This is a genomic window from Leuconostoc sp., from assembly GCF_965300815.1.
The window spans coordinates 1-16,771 of sequence record NZ_CBDKZH010000024.1 but is presented as its reverse complement, the minus strand read 5'-3'; the positions used below and the strand labels follow the sequence as shown (position 1 = coordinate 16,771).

Below are 16,771 nucleotides of genomic sequence, written 5' to 3'. Positions count from 1 at the left end.
TAATATATCTAATTATAAAAACATTTAACCGGTTAATGGCTTTATAAATCAAGATCGTAAGGAAATGACGTGAGCGATGAGGCAGCATTAGTGTCAAAGGAGGCGTTTTATGCATAATTATTTTCAACCACAATTCATCGGGGAGTTTTTACCTGATGTGCTATCAGCGTTGCCGACAACGTTGTTGTTAACTGTTGTCTCCACAATCATTGGTGTGATTGTTGGGGCGGGGATTGCCTATGTGCGACTCGAAAATACCCCGATTTTAAAACAAATTGCGGTTGTTTTTACCTCATTTGTCCGCGGCACCCCAATTTTGATTCAAATGTTCTTAGTGTATTATGGCTTACCCCTATTTTTAAGCTATATCAGCATCAACACGGATAATGTGAACCCATTGATTTATTTGTTTTTGACTTACGGCTTGAATATGGCTGCTTTCTTATCAGAAATTATCCGTGCCGCTTTGTTGAGTGTCCCAAAAACGCAAAAGGAAGCAGCGATGACAGCTGGTTACACCAAAAGACAAATGTATATGAAAATTATTTTCCCACAGGCAACAGTGATTGCGATCCCAAGCTTTGCGACGATGGTGATTTCACTGTTACAAGACACCTCACTGGCCTTTACGATTGGCGTGTTAGATGTGGTTGGTAAAGCTAAAGCATTGGGGACGGCAACTTTACAAACCGTAGTGGCTTATATCAGCGCCAAGATAGTCTTTGTGGTATTAAGCTTCGTGTTAGAACGTGTCTTCCGTTTTGTTGAGAAGCGACATCATTATGCAAACCGAGCAGTGCCGACGGTGGCGCCAGCACCCGTGATGCCGGTGATTGAAAAACCAAAAATGATTTAAAAAACAGAATTTACAGTATTGAAAAAAATAAGTTAGAGAGATAAAAGAGGAAATAAGGATGGAAAAGAAGTCTGGTTCAAAAAAGGGTTGTGGCTTGGTTTAGGCGTTGTTGGGGTGGCCGTAGCGGCGGTGATGTTGTTGCACGGCAATGGCGAATCAGCGAAATCGGCGAGTGGTGTGACGACGGTTAACGTTGGTTCTGGTAATGATGGTCAGCCGTTTGGTTATCTCGATAAAGATGGTAAGCCAGCCGGAATGGATATTGCGTTAATTCAAGCAATCGATAAGAAATTGCCACAATACAAATTTAAGTTAGTGTTGTCTGATTTTCCAACGTTGATTACGAATTTGAAGAGTGGCAAGACGGATATGGCCCTCTACCAAATTGAAAAAAATGCAGAACGTGAGCAAGACTTTAAGTTTGGGCAGGTTGGTTATACCGTGTGGGATACACTGTTAGCAACATAGTCTGCTACTGGTAAGTTAAACTCATTTGCTGATGCAAAGGGTAAAAAGCTGTATATCACGAACTCGACGAACCAGGCAACCTTAACGGATGCTTATCTCAAGGACCATCCAGATGCCTTTTCAGTCGTTCGGGGTACGTATACCACCGAACAAATTGCACAAGGTTTTAAGTCCGGGCAATTCAATGTTTATCCAGCACCAAAGTACTCGATTGATTTGTTGAATCGTCAGTTTGGGACAAAGTTGATTGCTGGTCAATCAGTTAACCATTCAAACGCTTACCCAATGTTTAATAAGTCTGCGGATCCAAAGCTCATTGCTGCTGTCAACAAGGCGATGAAAGAACTGAAGGCGGATGGCACATTGAAGGCATTAAGCGAAAAGTGGCTCAAGGGCGACTATGTACCAAAGGATTAACGGGAGAGAACTATGACATTTGATTTGGGCTTTATTTTTCAGGTGATCCTGACAGTAATCCGTTACGTGCCGATCACCTTATACATGGCGGTTGTTAGTCTTATTATTGGTGGCGCTTTGGGGTTAGTGGTGGCTTTGATTCGTTTCTATCAGGTGCCGGTGTTATCCCCAATGATAGGCACCGTGATTACAATTCTGAAAGGGGTGCCGTTGATCTTAGTTTTCTTGGTCATCTTTTTAATTACCTCGCAAAACTTTAATAGCATCGCTAAGGCCATCGGGTTACAGATCAAATATGGTGACTTGCCGATGAGCCTGTTAGCAATTATTGGGCTGTCGTTGATGGCGATGGTTGGTCTCAGTGAAGCCTTCCGTGGCGCCTTTGAGTCGGTGAAGACCGTCCAATTTGATGTGGCCCGTTCACTGGGGATGACACGATTGCAAACCATTCGACGGGTACTGATTCCGCAAGCTTTTCCAGTGGCTTTCCCAATGATTGTCAACATGTTGATTAATTTGATTAAAGGCACCGCGATTGCTTCATTGGTTTCAGTGGTGGAAATCTTCTCGGCAGCTACGCAATCGGCCAGTTCAAATTATAAATACTTTGAAGCGTATATCGCAGCAGCCGTTGTTTATTGGCTGATGACCATTTTGATTGAACAGGCGGTACACCGCTTTGAATTGAAATTTGCTAAAAAATGGAAAGGGCACGCGCATGATTGAAGTGAAAGCATTACGTAAAAAATTCAATAATCATGAAGTCTTGAAAGGCGTAGATTTAGCTTTGCAACCTGGTGAAGTGGTGACAATTTTAGGGCCTTCTGGATCAGGTAAAACCACGTTTCTTCGGTGTTTAAATTTTCTGGAACAGGCTGATTCTGGTGCCATCAAAGTCGATGGGGATTGGGTGTCATTTGACCAAGCCACGACAGATGATGTGATGAAACTCCGGCGCAGCATGGGAATAGTCTTTCAGAATTATGCGTTGTTTCTCAATAAAACTGCGCGCCAAAATATCATGGAACCCATGACGTTAGTCCACCAAGTGAGCCAGACGGCAGCTTTTGATCGTGCCACAGAGTTGTTACAAGCTATCGGCTTAGCGGACTTTGGCGACTATTATCCGGCGCAATTATCGGGTGGTCAGCAGCAACGTATTGGGATTGCCCGTGCTTTGGCGGTGCATCCAACCGTCTTGTTATTTGACGAACCAACTGCGGCCCTAGATCCAGAACTAGTTGGCGAAGTGTTAAAAGTCATGAAGGCAGTTAAACAGGCCGGTGTGTCAATGATTGTTGTGACCCATGAAATGCAGTTTGCTTATGAAGTCAGTGATCGGGTGATTTTCATGGCCGATGGCGCCATTATCGAACAAGGGACACCACAGCAAATTTTTGAAGCCCCACAAGAACCGCGCACGCAAGCCTTCCTCAACCGCTTTAAAGTGCGTTATGCCTAAGAAATATAAAGGAGTTCAATATGTCAGAACAGCAATACCAATTTGCCACGCGCGTGGCGTCATTACAACCAAATACCCTGCGGGAGCAGGCAAAGCAAGTGCAGATTGCTGATGATTTTATTAAGCTCACTTATGGGTATCCCAGCAATGAGGCCTTTCCAGTCGCAAAATTAGCGAAAATATCAGAACGCATTTACCGTGAACATGCCTTTGAATTTATGCAGTATGGTGAAAGTGAAGGGATTCCGAAATTACGTGAACAAATTAAAACGCGCTTAGCAGCCGAACAGGGTCTGGATGTTGTCAATAATGATGTGTTGATTACGTCTGGTTCAACGCAGGGGATGGATTTGGTGTTTAAAATTTTCGTCAATGAAGGGGATATTGTGCTGACGGAAGAACAAACTTTTGTTGGTGCCGTGAATGCCATCAAATCTTACGGGGGTCAAGTGCAGGGACTTCCATTTGATATTAACCGTGGCAGTATTGACCCAGACGTGTTAGCCCAAACTTTAGCGGCCGATGTGACCCATAAAATTAAGCTACTTTACTTGATTCCGACCTTTCAAAATCCCATTGGCACGTCGATGTCAGCGGCCGATCGTCAACGCATTTACGACATTTGCCAAGCTCATCAGGTCATGATTTATGAAGATGATCCATATGGTGATTTATTGTACATGGATACGCCGGCGTTACCCAAAATCAAATCATTTGATGTGTCTGGTCATGTGATTTATGCGGGTTCATTTTCAAAAATTTTGGCACCAGGATCACGATTAGGCTTCTTACTGGCACCAAAACCAGTGTTCCAAAAGTTGGTCTTGGTCAAACAGGTGGCGGATTCGTTTGCCAATTTGTACTGGCAGTACTTAGCGAGTCAATTGATTGAAGATGATGAGTTTAATGCTCACATTGCCTATCTCAAGGCGCTTTATCAAGTGAAAATGGCGGCGATGGTGACAGCTTTGCAACAATATGGCTCAGAGTATTTAAGCTTTGTTGCCCCGGATGGGGGTTACTTTGTCTCGGTGAAACTCAACGATGATATTGATCCGACTGTTTTCTATGATGAATTAGATCGCCGGCATGTTGGGGTAATTCCGGGCAATATTATGAGTGCTGCCGGTCAGGGATATGACCAATATTTTCGATTGAATTTTACGTTGCCAACGCCAGAAACCATTACTGAAGGGATAAAACGGATTGCCGCGGCCGCAGCTGCCGCGAAAATACCACAACAGGTAGAAGTTTGAGTGAGGGCGCTGCGATGAAACTTTTGTTTTTTAACGCCTCAATAATCGAACAACGTCTGATTGCGGAATGGTCAGCAACACATGGTGTGTCGGTTAAGACAGTCGCGGCGCCATTGTCCCATGACAATATCGCGTTAACGCACGGCTATGATGCCTTGATGTTTTATCCCAGTCGGGCATTTCAAACGGATGCGACTTTGTATCAACAATTAGCGCAAAATGGTATTAAACAGCTATCGATTAAATCAACGGGTTACGACAATATTAATTTGATGTATGCGCAGCATTATCAGTTGACAGTGACTAATGTCCCCAACTATTCACCTGAATCGGTCGCACACTTTACGATTATGAGTATCTTGATGTTGCTACGACAGTTACCGGAACAGCTGAGAACAGCGCACACCGTGTCACGGCAGCATTTGATTGGCAAAGAATTAACGGACGTGACGGTTGGTATTTATGGCGCCGGGCGCTTAGGCAGTCTAGTCGCCAAGACCTTGCATTTTATGGGCGCGCGTGTCTTGTTTTATGCCCGTACGCCCAAACCAGCGTTAACTGCGCTGGGTTTGACGCAAGTGAGTTTTGAGACGTTACTAACAGCTAGTGATGTGTTAAGTATTCATGTCCCGTTAAATGAAACAACGTATCATCGTTTTAATGCGGTAACATTAGGGAAAATGAAAGATGACGCGATACTCATTAATACTGCACGTGGTAGTGTCATTGATACCGCAGCGTTAATTCGGTATGTCCGACAAGGTAAATTTAGTGGGTTGGCCTTAGATACTTTAGAAAATGAAGATACCCAAGGCTTTCAAACAAACCCATATTATCAGGCGTTAGAAGCATTTGAGAATGTGATACTCACCCCACATATTGCCTATTACACATCGGCAGCCGTTCGCGATATCGTGATGACGGCATTGGACAATGCCTACGATGTGATTAGTACAGGTATATCTGACAACGTGGTGCTAAATTAGGAGGTCAACCATGAGCTTTATTACAATTCAGGATGTCCATAAATCATTTTATGGCAAGGAAATTTTAAAAGGGATTAATCTTACGATTGAAAAAGGCGAGGTGATTGTCATTTTAGGCCCTTCTGGATCGGGCAAAACAACCTTTTTGCGTTGTCTTAACACGTTAGAAAAGGCAGATCGTGGTCAGATTAGAATTGATGAGGTGACCAAAGATTTTGCTGGTCATGACCCCAAAAATACGCGTGACTTAATTTTAAAAACAGCGATGGTGTTTCAAGGACATGCTTTGTTCCCAAATATGACGGTTTTACAAAATGTAATTGAAGGGTTGATTCGCGTGAAGAAAATGTCACGGGCGGCGGCGACGAAACTGGGCTTACGCACCTTATCAGCAGTTGGGTTGGCTGATCGCGTGAACTATTATCCCGCACAGCTTTCCGGTGGCCAGCAGCAACGTGCCGGCATTGCGCGGGCGATGGCCATGGAACCAGAATTGCTTCTATTTGATGAACCAACGAGTGCGCTTGATCCGGAACTGGTGGGGGAAGTGTTAACTGCCATGAAAAAACTAGCGCAAGCCGGGCATACGATGATTGTTGTGACCCATGAAATGCAATTTGCTTATGAAGTGGCGGATCGTATTTTGTACATGGAAGGTGGTGTGGTGGTGGAATCAGGGACGCCTGCAGCCATCTTTAATACACCACAAGATCATCGCACACAGAAATTCCTAGCGCGCTTAGCTGGTCAAGATTTCAGTGCCACTGAATTGGTCAGCCTATGATACAACAGCATGATCGGCTGATGCCACATACCAAAGACGCCGCCAAAGACCGCCATGTTGGTCAGACGCAGCGTCTTTTTCAACAAGATTTTCTGTTGTTAATGGTGATTAATTTTATGGTCATGACCGCCGTGACCGCACAAATGGGGACGTTACCATTATATGTGACGCAATTAGGTGGCGATGCGATGATGTCGGGCTTGGTGATTGGGATTTGGGGGTTAGCAGCCTTGGTCGCGCGTGTGCCTGTGGGTAAAATGATTGATCGCTTTGGACGCAAGCCATTGATCGTGATTGGTATGCTTGTTTTAGTGGTCGATTTCGGCTTACTGATTTTTAGTCAATCATTACTTGTTTTGATTTTACTGCGTGCGTTTCAAGGTATTGGTAATGGCACTCAAAGCACCGCAGTTGCGACGCTGGTCGCTGATAAATTACCCCCACGACAGCTATCCATTGGGTTAGGCTACTTCAGTATTTCACAAACCTTACCAGCAGCAGTTGGGCCAGCAATTGGCCTCTTAATTGTCAATCATTGGGGATTTCAGGCGATGTTTTATTTCAGTCTGGGTTTGGTTGTTGTGGCACTCGGTTTAACGGTTTTGGTGCGTGACACGTATAATCTCAAAACGCAGCAAACGACTGCGGCAACGTCTCCAGTTGGAATTTTGGCATTGCTTGCACAAGTGAGTATTTGGGCGCCAAGTTTGGTTGTTTTTATTGCTGCTTTCGCCAACGCCGCCGTGGCCGCCTTTTTAGTCCAATTTGGGTTTGAAAAAGGGTTGCCCTTGACGCTAGTTGGTTTAAGTTTTACTGTGCAAGCACTGGTTGGTGTTTTAGCACGGATTTGGTTTGCTAAGTTGTATCTGTATTTTCACACGCTGACCTTAGTAGGTAGTAGTATTGTGATGATTGCCAGTGCGTATGTATGCATTGCGTTTAGTCCAGGCATTGGGGGATTTTTGATCGCCGGCGGATTAATTGGCCTTGGCTTTGCGTTGTTGATGCCCTTGATGAATGCCGTCGTACTACGGGATGTCTTACCAGTGCAGCGTGGTCGTGCGACCGCTATTTTTTCATCCGGAACGGACGTGGCCTATGGTATGGGGGCCATTATATGGGGGATTTTTGCCAGTTATTTTGGCTATTTTGCGGTGTATTGTGTCGCTGCGATATTGGTTGCCACGACGTTAAGCCTTGTCATGCGCTATCGGCAAATCTTGCGACAATCAGTGTAACTGATTATGAATGAATTTTATTCATGTTAAATTAAAATAGTTTCGTCATATTCATGTTTGGATTCGGGTATGATAGTTGTCAAGAAAGCAAGAGGACTAAACGCTTATGACACGATCACATTTATCAACCCGTTACCAACAAACAGCAGAGTTAAACATGGATCAAATTTTTGCCCAGGCGGCTGATCCAGAAAATATTTCTTTTGGAATGGGACTGCCAGATGAAGCGGTTTTTCCTAGCGAGGCTTTAGCTCAGGCTTTTAATGAAGCGATTGCTACGGCAGGTGCGTCAATTTTTCAATATCACGATACGCAAGGGCCATTATCACTGCGAGAAAAAATTGCGGCTTTGACGGCAACTTATTTTGATTACCGACCAACAGCTGATCAAATTATGATGACGCAAGGCGGGCAACAAGCCATTGATATTATTGGGCGCGCCTTTTTAGATAAGGATGATCATATTATCGTTGAAGCACCAACTTATATGGGGGCTTTAGATGCTTTTGATAGCTATGAGCCGATTTATCATGAAGTGAGTTTAGAAGCTGATGGTATGGATATGGCACAGTTAGAAGCAACCTTACAGCAGTATCCAGAGACAAAATTTGTCTATACGATTCCCGATTTTCAAAACCCAACTGGGGTAACCATGAGCTTGGCGAAGCGCAAGCAATTATTAGCTTTAGCCGCACAATATGACTTTTACATCATTGAAGATAGCCCTTACCGTTATTTGCGTTACACTGGCGAGGCCGTGCCATCATTAGCGGCATTAGACACAGATGGTCGGGTGATTTTAATTTCTAGTTTCTCTAAAATTTTATCGCCGGCTTTGCGTACGGGCTGGCTTGTGGCCAATCCGGCATTAATGGCATTGTTCTTAAAAATCAAATCAGGACTTGATATCCAACCGTCGTATATTAGCTTGATGGCGATTGATCACTATTTAGCCAAGCATGACATTCAAGCACACATTGCCACCATTAATGCCAAATATCGTGATAAATGTGCGTTGATGTTAGCTTGTTTAGCTGCTGATATGCCAGACACAGTGACGTTTACGCAGCCAAATGGTGGCTTCTTTATCTGGGTAAGTTTGCCCGAAGGGGTTAATGCAACCACATTATTAGCCGAACAGATGTTATCACAAGCCAAAGTTGTCTATGTGCCATCAGAGATGCAATATGCTTCACGGCAGGTGACTCATCAATTCCGGTTAAACTTTACTGGTGCAACGCCAGACGACATCAGAACAGGGATTGCGCGTTTGGGCAAAGCATTACATCAGCACCTGTTTGTTGCACAATAAAAAGCCAATCGTAATGACAGATTGGCTTTTTAGCTGAGATAAGTTTCAATTTCTTGTACTAAGGCACGCACGGCTGGCGATAAAATGTCGTTTTTACTTTGGACAAGGGCGATGGTGCGGTAAAAAGGTTCATCGAATGAGAAAATGCTGACGTCACCGCTTAGTTTTCTAAGTGCTAAATCAGGTAAAATGCCGAAGCCCAGGCCTGCTTCAACCATTGAAACAATTGATTGATCATCAATGGAGAAGTTAATGGTATTTGGGCGAACATCGTAAAAATCCAACGTTTTTTTGGTGTCACGGTCATAATCCGCTTTTTGCAACATGAATTGAACACCTTTCAAATCTGCCTTAGTAATAGTTTTCCCATTACGAGGCTGAAAGTTTGCAGGCGCGACACACTTAATTTCATCGCGCAGGAGTTCAGTGACTTTGACGTTTTCGGAGACGGGGAGAAGCGTAAAGCCGAGGTCAAGTTCTTCATAGGCGACGTGTTGGCTAATATCTGAAAAGTTATCTTGGGTCAGAGAAACGGCGATATTGGGAAACTGTTTGGCGTAATTACGCAAAATATCGGGTAGCCAATTAATGCAGACACTACTAAAGGCCCCAATTTTAATGACCCCAGATTCTAAACCTTGGATTGCTTGCACTGTTTTTTCGAGTTCTTTTTCTTCGGCGAGAATTTTACGAAAAATGGGGTAAAGTTGCGCCCCATTCGTCGTTAGAGAGACTTCTGCACGATTACGAATAAAAATGGGGAACCCGTATTTTTTTTCGATTTGATTAATGGCGTGACTGACCGCACTGGCTGTAATGTTGAGTTTTTCAGATGCTTTTTGGAAGGACTTTTCTTCAACAATTGTGACGATGGTTTCATAGATGAATGTGTTCACAATAACACTCCTGATTTTTCAATGTGCCCTGATAATTGGCCATGAAGATATGCTGATAATATTATCGTACCACACTTAATAATCACGTGATATAGTCTGGTGTGACAACGATTAAACATCTCATTTTTGACAGATTTTAAGCTGAAACACGTGTTATTTTGTGCTATAATGTCCCCATGGAAATGCATATTAGTAAACGAATTAATATTTTACGCGCCATTGTGATGGGTGCTAATGATGGGATTATCTCGATTGCAGGCGTTGTTTTTGGGGTCTATGGGGCCTCAATGAATGCTTGGGCTATTTTTTTGGCTGGGTTAACGGCTACCATTGCGGGGACTTTTTCCATGGCGACGGGGGAATATGTTTCGGTTAACTCACAGCTAGATTCTGAACGCGCAGCACGCGCACAACAGATTATGGCGTTGGATCAACATTTTAACCAAGAAAAAGAATTTCTAACGCAACACTATTTAGCTGATGGCATTACTGCCGAGCATGCCCGTGCATTAGCGCAACAAACGATGCAGCAAGATGCCTTGAACGAAACGTTACATGCCCGTTATGGCATTGATGAAGATAATTTGATTTCACCAATTGAAGCAGCATTGGCCTCGATGATCGCTTTCCCAATTGGGGCGATTTTACCGATGGTTGGCATGACGCTAGTGCCGGCACCTTATCGCGTCATTACCACACTTGTGTTTGTGGTGTTAGCGCTTGTGTTAACGGGCTATTTCTCAGCCGTTTATGGCAATACGCCGAAAACACGGGTGATTTTACGGAATGTGTTGATGGGAGTCGTGACCATGGGGGTCACGTATGTAGTTGGTTTACTCATGGTTGCTTAACATGACAAAAAAGAAATTATCATTATCTGAAAGATTAAATATTATTCGTGCAGGGGTTTTAGGTGCTAACGATGGAATCATTGGTGGTGCCGGTGTTATTTTAGGGGTCACGGGTGCGACAACAAATAACACGGTTATTTTTGTGGCGGGCGTTGCTGAAATGTTTGCGGTCGCTTTTTCCATGGCTTCTGGTGAATTTGTATCTGTGTCGTCTCAAAAAGATACCGAACAAGCCGTTGTTGCCAAGGCTGAAACCTTATTAGCCACACAACCGCAAGTCGTCCATGATGAAATTGCGACGTATTATGAACAACGAGGTGCAACCCCTGAATTGGCGGCCCAAGTCGCTGATGATTTAATGGTCAAGGATGCTTTAAAACACTATGTTCAGATTAAGCATGGGATTGTTGTGGGTGAATATTTAAGCCCGTCACATGCGTTAGTATCATCCTTTATCGCCTCAGTTTCTGGGGGGATTTGGCCACTATTAGCCGTGGCATTTTTGCCGCAGGACTATAAAGTGATTGGTACCGTCATGGCCACGCTGTGGGCACTCTTCTTGACTGGCTGGTTGAGCGCCTGGTCAGGTCACGCACCAAAATTACCCGCTATATTACGTAATGTTTTAACGGGTGTGATTACGATGGGATTTACTTATTGGATTGGGACTTTGCTCAAATAAAAGCTGAGGTAGACAGTGCTACTTCAGCTTTTTGTGTTAATGACAGGCAGTACACTACTGTGAGTGGCAGAAGTGTTTACTTATGATTTTCGCAGCCGTATAATCAAGTAAAATTGAATGACGGAGAATGCGGATGACAACTATTTTGGCACTCCAAAATATGACGAAATCATATGGGACACGTACAGTGCTTGACCAAGTGAGCTTGCAGTTACCAACGGGACAATTATTAGGGTTAATTGGCCCGTCTGGTTCGGGAAAATCAACGGTGATTAAACTAGCCCTTGGCATGACACAAGCCGACACAGGCGAAGCGTATATTTTTGAGACGCGGATGCCAAATCGCAAAGCGTTAGCTCAAATTGGTTACATGGCGCAAAATGATGCGCTTTATGAGACGCTGACTGGCTATGATAATCTCAAGTTTTTCGCACAAATGCGTGATATCAAAGCTGTTGATCACGAAATTAGTCGGGTGGCGCAGATTGTTGATTTAACTGCTGCCTTAAAACAACAAGTTAAAGGCTATTCGGATGGGATGAAACGCCGCCTGTCACTCGCCATTGCATTGTTAGGGGAGCCGGATTTATTAATTTTAGATGAACCCACGGTCGGCATTGATCCTGCGCTGCGCCTTCAAATCTGGGAGGAATTACGGCGTCAACAAGCCAACCAAAAGACTATTTTGATGACCACGCATGTGATGGACGAAGCTGAAAGAGTTGATCGCGTTGTGCTCCTTTTTGATGGCCGCATTATCGCTGATGATAGTGCTGCTGCACTCAAAGCACAGTATGACGTTTCAACAGTAGAGCAGGTGTTCTTAAAAGCGGAAGTCGAGGCTACCAGATGATGAAAAGTATGGTCATTGGACAACGTATTTTAAAGGAATTGGCGAAGGATAAACGTACATTGGCGTTGATGTTTTTGGCACCGTTGTTAATTTTAACGTTGATGAATTTAATTTTTAATACGAATGCCACACCGTCTGTCAAAATTGGTACGGTACAGATGCCAACGCCTGTGGCCAAGCAACTCGATCAGATCAAACACGTCACGCAAACTGGTTATGCGACTGAAACGGCTGCGCATGATGCGTTAAAAGCGCAGCGGGTCGATAGCGTGATTGTCTACAAAAAGGCCACGCATACGTATCAGGTAACGTATGCTAATTTGGATGTGAATAAAACAACTTTAGCCAAAGCAGCCCTACAAAATACCTTAACGCAAAATAAGTTGCAAACATTGTTGCAGGTCGTTAGCGCATTACCTCATTCTCAAGCGTTGGACGCACAACTTCAGTCAAAGGTAGAACAAACTTATTTATATGGCGATAGTCAGACACGGTATATGGATACGGTGTTACCTATTCTAATGGGATTCTTTGTCTTTTTAGTGAGTGGCATGGCTATTTTGAAGGAGCGCACAACAGGGACGCTCGAACGCTTGTTAGCCACACCAGTTCGCCGTGGACAGATTATTTTTGGCTATACCATTAGCTATGGCGTGCTCGCCATTTTGCAAACGTTAACGATTGTTTTGTACACGGTATACGTGTTGCGCTTGCCAATTGTTGGCCAGATTGGTTGGGTTATTGTGACGAATATGCTCTTAGCATTAGTTGCGTTGGCACTAGGTATCTTGATGTCGACTTTTGCGACTTCCGAATTCCAAATGATGCAGTTTATTCCGCTGATTGTTGTGCCACAAATTTTCTTTTCAGGGATTGTGCCGCTGGATACCATCAACCCGTGGCTTGCGAAAGTACAATACATTCTGCCTTTGACATATGTCGCCAATGCGGATAAAAAAATTATGATGCAAGGTTTCGGTCTGACCCATATTTGGTTTGACTGTTTGGTTTTACTTAGTTTCTTCATCATTTTGACCGGAATCAATATTCGCGGTTTAAAGCAATATCGTCGTGTTTAGATGGCTGTAAAACGACAAGTAAAAAAGCTGAAGTAGTCATGGCTACTTCAGCTTTTTAATTAATGGCGGCTCATGTATGTTTGTCGTTGACACATGTGATAAAGGCCATAGCCGGCTAATAAACTGATAAATGGCGTGTATTGAATCATGTATTTTGTCCCACCAGATTCAAAAATCAATAAGAACAGGAGACCGCCAAGTAAGGTAAGTGAAATCAAGGTCGCTTTAGCGTTTGTTTGATAAAACCAGGTCGTATAAATCATAGCAACTAAAATGAGTAACCAAACCAGTTGCATGATAAATTGGTAATTCGCATGCCAAGTGACGCGATCACCCACTTGAATGTTATGTTGATAAATGACATCTTGTAACTTTTGACTGGCGGTATTTTTTTGTTTGAGTGTTCGGACGGTTGACCACAACTGCTCGCGGTGGGCCCCCATGATACCAGTATCGACATTATCACTATATTTCATGAGATAGAATTTCAACGAACCGCCCAGTCCGCGTTCTTGCGTACGAGCAATCAGGCGCTGTAATTCTGGCTTTTTGCGCGCGTCTTTATTGGGATAAGCAATGGCAAATCCGTAATCTGCGTCATTAAATGTGCCGTGCACCGTGTTTTTATCCTCAGGATTACCGTAACTACCGAGCAAAATATAATGGACGGCAGGGAACCCTTTTGTCGGATCAATGGTAACGATTTGTTGTTTCGCCACGTAACTATTAAACGATACGACAGTCATGGCAAAAAACAAGCCACCAGTCAGCCCTAATAGTACTATTTTTTTAAGCGATTGCATATGACGCAAATAATTTGGTGAAATGATCAAAAAAACAACCAAGGCGATGATAAAGATAATGGCGCTAGGGCGCAATAAGTAGAGCAATCCCAGGGCGATACCAGCTACCGTGAGGTACAGAAATCCCCATTTGTTGGTTTTAAACCCTTTGAGTAGGCAAAGGAGTGTCAAACTGGTAAATAAGAGGCCGTAGTTATCCGTGTAAGGGAGGATAAAGATAGGCTGAGCCATGACAAAGTAGGCAAAAATTAAAGTCGCACTATTGGCAATCGCGCGTGAGTTAAAATAGGTTTTAGCAAATAAGCGAAAGAGTAAGACTGAGACATCAATGATGACAAGCGTCGCTAATTTAAATGCCCCTAATTGGGTCCCAATCACTTTTGACATGACGAAACTCATGAAAAAATACATGGTATTGTTGGGATTAATGGATAAATAGTGGGCAATGGTTTGTGGGGTTTCTAAACCACCTAAAATCACTTGCGCATCTGAACCAACGTCAGTTTGCAATGTCATGAGTAATGCGACTTGCCAGCCTACCAGTAGACAAAATGCTAGCCAGAATAAGCTATTGTGATGGGATTTAACCCACCGCCAAATTGTGGCGATTGGCCGTTTTAGGGATAAAAGTGTCCCAACATAACCCAGCAATAGCGCCACAAAAAGACCGATAATCAACCGATTACCCAGTTGCCAGGGTGATAGTGTACTGGATTGCAATGATAAGAAGAGTGCCAGCAGTAACAAGATTAAAGTGGCGGTGTTAATCATGCGATAAAACACGCGTTGCATAACTGAAAGTTCCTCCAAAAGTTCCGATGAATTTGAACACAGATAGCACTATCATAACAAATATAATGATGTTTTGCAGATAAACTTGTGATTGGTATCGTGATGGAAACTAACGGCTTGGTGAAGTGGTGCTTTTCTGATGTTCGTCAAGTATAGCCAACCAGCGCATGTCCGCCCAAGCTAAGATTGTTTGTGCAATTCGGAGATGTTGTGTGGTGTAACCGGTAATGGGGCCCTGGATGAGTGGGGGCAAGACAAGATCCCCAGCTAAATTATAGGTGGCGGTGTTGCTTTGTGCGGTAACTGATAGCTGTTTTTCGATGGCTAACTGTGCCAGTGCCATCATATCAGACAGGTTCATTTGCGCATGACGTTGCCGAGCAGCGACGGCTGCTGCTGTTTTTGCTTCGCGTTGCCGGGCTGCTGTGTGATCAGAGAGATAAAAGCCACCCCATTTTTTCATGCCTTGGTCATGATAAAGCTGACCAAAAACTTGCAATGGCCAGCTTGGCTCATAATTTGGGTATTGTTCAGTCATTTACTTGCCCACCTTGATGTCCACCGACTAAATTGGCGCGACTGATGGCCGTTGCTGCTGCATCAAGTGATGCGCCATACACGAGCTTAGTCAGACCAAAACGTTGTCGAATCTGATCGATTGCCTGGTCGAGTTGCTGGTGTTTGGCGAGTGTGGCTGGGGTGTTAAACAAATCCAACTGCAGCACAGTATCTGGTGATAGCTCGCCAAAGTAAACAGCCTCTTGCTGGGCAGCACCGCTTTGCCTATGTTGGGGCGATAAGGCGGCTGCGTGTCGTTGTAAAATTTGAGTGACATTAGTCGGGGTCGCTAACCGTTGTGTCTGCTGCCACTGCTGACGCATTGTGAAGCTGTTAATCTGAATACTGATGGTGCCCGCCAGCAAATGCTGTTGACGTAAACGGGTAGCAACTTGCGCCACAATTTCTTGCAAAACGATGCGGATATCGTTGATATCAGTATAGGGGCGTGGCAGAATTTGAGAATTGCCTAGACTTTGAGACGCGGGGACCACTTTTTCGCGAATGAGCGTCCGGTCAACGCCCCAAGCTAAGGCGTATAAGCGTAGCCCGTTTTGTGGGCCAAAAACTTTCCTTAAACGAAATGGGTTCGCATGTGCTAAGTCAGCCATGCTATAAATGCCCATTTGATTGAGTTTGTGAGCGGTGCGATGACCAATTGACCAGATACGATCTAGTTGATTGATTGGCCACAATTTTTCTGGCACGGTTTCAAAATGAAGATCGCCAATAAATGAGGGATCGTGCTTGGCATACAAATCTAACGCAATTTTTGCCAAAGTGGGGTTATCCCCGATGCCAACAGTAGTGTATAAGCCGGTTTGGGCATGGACGTCGAGCTGAATTTTACGGGCGACTGCTTGTGGTGTTGACCCAAAAAATTCCCATGTATCCGTCATATCTAAGAGACTTTCATCAATGGAATAAGGGTGCCAATCCTGGTCGGCAACATATTGACGATAAATCTTGTTAATTACTAGATTGATGTCAATATAGTGGTTCATGCGTGGTGGGACTTGAATAAGATCAGGTAATCCTTGTAAATCTTTCAGACGGCTGACATTATGTTTTAAGCCATATCGCTTTTTAGCCATTGGGGATGTTGCCAGCACTAAGCCACCACCGCCAACATTAGGGCCTTTTGATACCACGACTAACGGCACTTTCATTGGGTGCAAACCACGGGCCACGGCTTCGACAGAAGCATAAAAAGATTTGGTGTCAATCACGAATACCACACGTTTTGTTTCAAAGCGATAGTCATAGTCATTCATGTCAAAGCCTCCAAAAATACTAATGATCTCATTATACGAACAAATGTTCTGTTTGTCTAGTCGTGCGTGTTGGGTTTGGATGGATAATCACATTAATTCGTGGTCAAGGTCTTTTAAATTTGCTATTCACCGTGATACGTGTTAAAGTTAATGAGTAATAAAGTTTTTGATTTTGATTTCTCTTTTCTTGAAGGACACTCAGTA

18 protein-coding genes are annotated in these 16,771 nt (G+C 43.9%); 14 read left to right on the top strand and 4 right to left on the bottom strand.

Going from position 1 to position 16,771, the window contains the following annotated elements:
- Window positions 1-109: 109 nt before the first annotated feature.
- The 10 genes from ACW12G_RS02945 (at window position 110) to ACW12G_RS02900 (ending at window position 8,779) form a co-directional block, all read left to right on the top strand.
- Window positions 110-856, top strand: a complete 747-nt coding sequence (locus ACW12G_RS02945; RefSeq protein ID WP_455647227.1) for an amino acid ABC transporter permease — start codon at window positions 110-112, stop codon at window positions 854-856.
- 87 nt (window positions 857-943) lie between these two features.
- A complete protein-coding gene (locus ACW12G_RS02940; RefSeq protein WP_455647226.1) occupies window positions 944-1,324 on the top strand; it encodes a transporter substrate-binding domain-containing protein in 381 nt (126 codons plus the stop codon).
- A gap of 48 nt (window positions 1,325-1,372) precedes the next feature.
- A complete protein-coding gene (locus ACW12G_RS02935) occupies window positions 1,373-1,741 on the top strand; it encodes a transporter substrate-binding domain-containing protein (RefSeq protein ID WP_455647229.1) in 369 nt (122 codons plus the stop codon).
- 12 nt (window positions 1,742-1,753) lie between these two features.
- Window positions 1,754-2,467: an amino acid ABC transporter permease gene (locus ACW12G_RS02930; protein WP_455647225.1), complete on the top strand. Its 714-nt coding sequence runs from the start codon at window positions 1,754-1,756 to the stop codon at window positions 2,465-2,467.
- Complete coding sequence (locus ACW12G_RS02925; RefSeq protein WP_455647224.1) at window positions 2,460-3,203, top strand: amino acid ABC transporter ATP-binding protein; 744 nt, start codon at window positions 2,460-2,462, stop codon at window positions 3,201-3,203. Before ACW12G_RS02930 ends, ACW12G_RS02925 begins: the two co-directional genes overlap by 8 nt.
- Before the next feature lie 20 nt (window positions 3,204-3,223).
- Complete coding sequence (locus tag ACW12G_RS02920) at window positions 3,224-4,459, top strand: aminotransferase-like domain-containing protein (RefSeq protein WP_029509374.1); 1,236 nt, start codon at window positions 3,224-3,226, stop codon at window positions 4,457-4,459.
- 14 nt (window positions 4,460-4,473) lie between these two features.
- Window positions 4,474-5,445 carry an NAD(P)-dependent oxidoreductase gene (locus ACW12G_RS02915; RefSeq protein WP_455647223.1) on the top strand — a complete coding sequence of 324 codons (972 nt, stop codon included), beginning with the start codon at window positions 4,474-4,476 and terminating at the stop codon, window positions 5,443-5,445.
- Between the two features lie 10 nt (window positions 5,446-5,455).
- Complete coding sequence (locus ACW12G_RS02910) at window positions 5,456-6,229, top strand: amino acid ABC transporter ATP-binding protein (RefSeq protein ID WP_095652585.1); 774 nt, start codon at window positions 5,456-5,458, stop codon at window positions 6,227-6,229.
- On the top strand, window positions 6,226-7,467 hold the full coding sequence (locus ACW12G_RS02905; protein WP_455647222.1) for an MFS transporter: 1,242 nt from the start codon (window positions 6,226-6,228) through the stop codon (window positions 7,465-7,467). The genes ACW12G_RS02910 and ACW12G_RS02905 overlap by 4 nt, the downstream gene beginning before the upstream one ends.
- 106 nt (window positions 7,468-7,573) lie before the next feature.
- Window positions 7,574-8,779, top strand: a complete 1,206-nt coding sequence (locus ACW12G_RS02900) for an aminotransferase-like domain-containing protein (RefSeq protein WP_455647221.1) — start codon at window positions 7,574-7,576, stop codon at window positions 8,777-8,779.
- Window positions 8,780-8,808: 29 nt separating this feature from the next.
- Here ACW12G_RS02900 and ACW12G_RS02895 read toward each other — a convergent pair whose 3' ends face one another.
- A complete protein-coding gene (locus ACW12G_RS02895) occupies window positions 8,809-9,675 on the bottom strand; it encodes a LysR family transcriptional regulator (protein ID WP_036085537.1) in 867 nt (288 codons plus the stop codon).
- A gap of 182 nt (window positions 9,676-9,857) precedes the next feature.
- Here ACW12G_RS02895 and ACW12G_RS02890 point away from each other — a divergent pair, with 182 nt between their 5' ends.
- From ACW12G_RS02890 to ACW12G_RS02875, 4 genes are all read left to right on the top strand, one after another.
- Complete coding sequence (locus tag ACW12G_RS02890) at window positions 9,858-10,526, top strand: VIT1/CCC1 transporter family protein (protein WP_227807413.1); 669 nt, start codon at window positions 9,858-9,860, stop codon at window positions 10,524-10,526.
- Between the two features lies 1 nt (window position 10,527).
- On the top strand, window positions 10,528-11,208 hold the full coding sequence (locus ACW12G_RS02885) for a VIT1/CCC1 transporter family protein (protein ID WP_048701624.1): 681 nt from the start codon (window positions 10,528-10,530) through the stop codon (window positions 11,206-11,208).
- Between the two features lie 133 nt (window positions 11,209-11,341).
- Window positions 11,342-12,061 carry an ABC transporter ATP-binding protein gene (locus tag ACW12G_RS02880; protein WP_455647220.1) on the top strand — a complete coding sequence of 240 codons (720 nt, stop codon included), beginning with the start codon at window positions 11,342-11,344 and terminating at the stop codon, window positions 12,059-12,061.
- The gene (locus ACW12G_RS02875) at window positions 12,061-13,140 is read left to right on the top strand and encodes an ABC transporter permease (protein WP_455647228.1); all 1,080 of its coding nucleotides are present in this window, start codon (window positions 12,061-12,063) and stop codon (window positions 13,138-13,140) included. The genes ACW12G_RS02880 and ACW12G_RS02875 overlap by 1 nt, the downstream gene beginning before the upstream one ends.
- A 59-nt stretch (window positions 13,141-13,199) precedes the next feature.
- On the opposite strand, the gene ACW12G_RS02870 is transcribed toward ACW12G_RS02875, so the two are convergent.
- The 3 genes from ACW12G_RS02870 to ACW12G_RS02860 form a co-directional block, all read right to left on the bottom strand.
- On the bottom strand, window positions 13,200-14,735 hold the full coding sequence (locus ACW12G_RS02870) for a glycosyltransferase family 39 protein (RefSeq protein ID WP_455647219.1): 1,536 nt from the start codon (window positions 14,733-14,735) through the stop codon (window positions 13,200-13,202).
- A 109-nt stretch (window positions 14,736-14,844) separates the two neighbouring features.
- A complete protein-coding gene (locus tag ACW12G_RS02865) occupies window positions 14,845-15,273 on the bottom strand; it encodes a hypothetical protein (protein WP_146976915.1) in 429 nt (142 codons plus the stop codon).
- Entirely contained in the window at window positions 15,266-16,567 is a 1,302-nt protein-coding gene (locus ACW12G_RS02860; protein ID WP_455647218.1) for a Y-family DNA polymerase, read from the bottom strand. The genes ACW12G_RS02865 and ACW12G_RS02860 overlap by 8 nt, the downstream gene beginning before the upstream one ends.
- Between the last annotated feature and the right edge of the window lie 204 nt (window positions 16,568-16,771).

Excerpts from the sequence above, each read along its gene's own strand:
- ACW12G_RS02945 (WP_455647227.1), top strand. The coding sequence starts at position 110 with ATGCATAATTATTTTCAACCACAATTCATCGGGGAGTTTTTACCTGAT.
- ACW12G_RS02930 (WP_455647225.1), top strand. The coding sequence starts at position 1,754 with ATGACATTTGATTTGGGCTTTATTTTTCAGGTGATCCTGACAGTAATC.
- ACW12G_RS02925 (WP_455647224.1), top strand. The coding sequence starts at position 2,460 with ATGATTGAAGTGAAAGCATTACGTAAAAAATTCAATAATCATGAAGTC.
- ACW12G_RS02920 (WP_029509374.1), top strand. The coding sequence starts at position 3,224 with ATGTCAGAACAGCAATACCAATTTGCCACGCGCGTGGCGTCATTACAA.
- ACW12G_RS02915 (WP_455647223.1), top strand. The coding sequence starts at position 4,474 with ATGAAACTTTTGTTTTTTAACGCCTCAATAATCGAACAACGTCTGATT.
- ACW12G_RS02910 (WP_095652585.1), top strand. The coding sequence starts at position 5,456 with ATGAGCTTTATTACAATTCAGGATGTCCATAAATCATTTTATGGCAAG.
- ACW12G_RS02905 (WP_455647222.1), top strand. The coding sequence starts at position 6,226 with ATGATACAACAGCATGATCGGCTGATGCCACATACCAAAGACGCCGCC.
- ACW12G_RS02900 (WP_455647221.1), top strand. The coding sequence starts at position 7,574 with ATGACACGATCACATTTATCAACCCGTTACCAACAAACAGCAGAGTTA.
- ACW12G_RS02890 (WP_227807413.1), top strand. The coding sequence starts at position 9,858 with ATGCATATTAGTAAACGAATTAATATTTTACGCGCCATTGTGATGGGT.
- ACW12G_RS02885 (WP_048701624.1), top strand. The coding sequence starts at position 10,528 with ATGACAAAAAAGAAATTATCATTATCTGAAAGATTAAATATTATTCGT.
- ACW12G_RS02880 (WP_455647220.1), top strand. The coding sequence starts at position 11,342 with ATGACAACTATTTTGGCACTCCAAAATATGACGAAATCATATGGGACA.
- ACW12G_RS02875 (WP_455647228.1), top strand. The coding sequence starts at position 12,061 with ATGAAAAGTATGGTCATTGGACAACGTATTTTAAAGGAATTGGCGAAG.
- ACW12G_RS02870 (WP_455647219.1), bottom strand. The coding sequence starts at position 14,735 with ATGCAACGCGTGTTTTATCGCATGATTAACACCGCCACTTTAATCTTG.
- ACW12G_RS02865 (WP_146976915.1), bottom strand. The coding sequence starts at position 15,273 with ATGACTGAACAATACCCAAATTATGAGCCAAGCTGGCCATTGCAAGTT.
- ACW12G_RS02860 (WP_455647218.1), bottom strand. The coding sequence starts at position 16,567 with ATGAATGACTATGACTATCGCTTTGAAACAAAACGTGTGGTATTCGTG.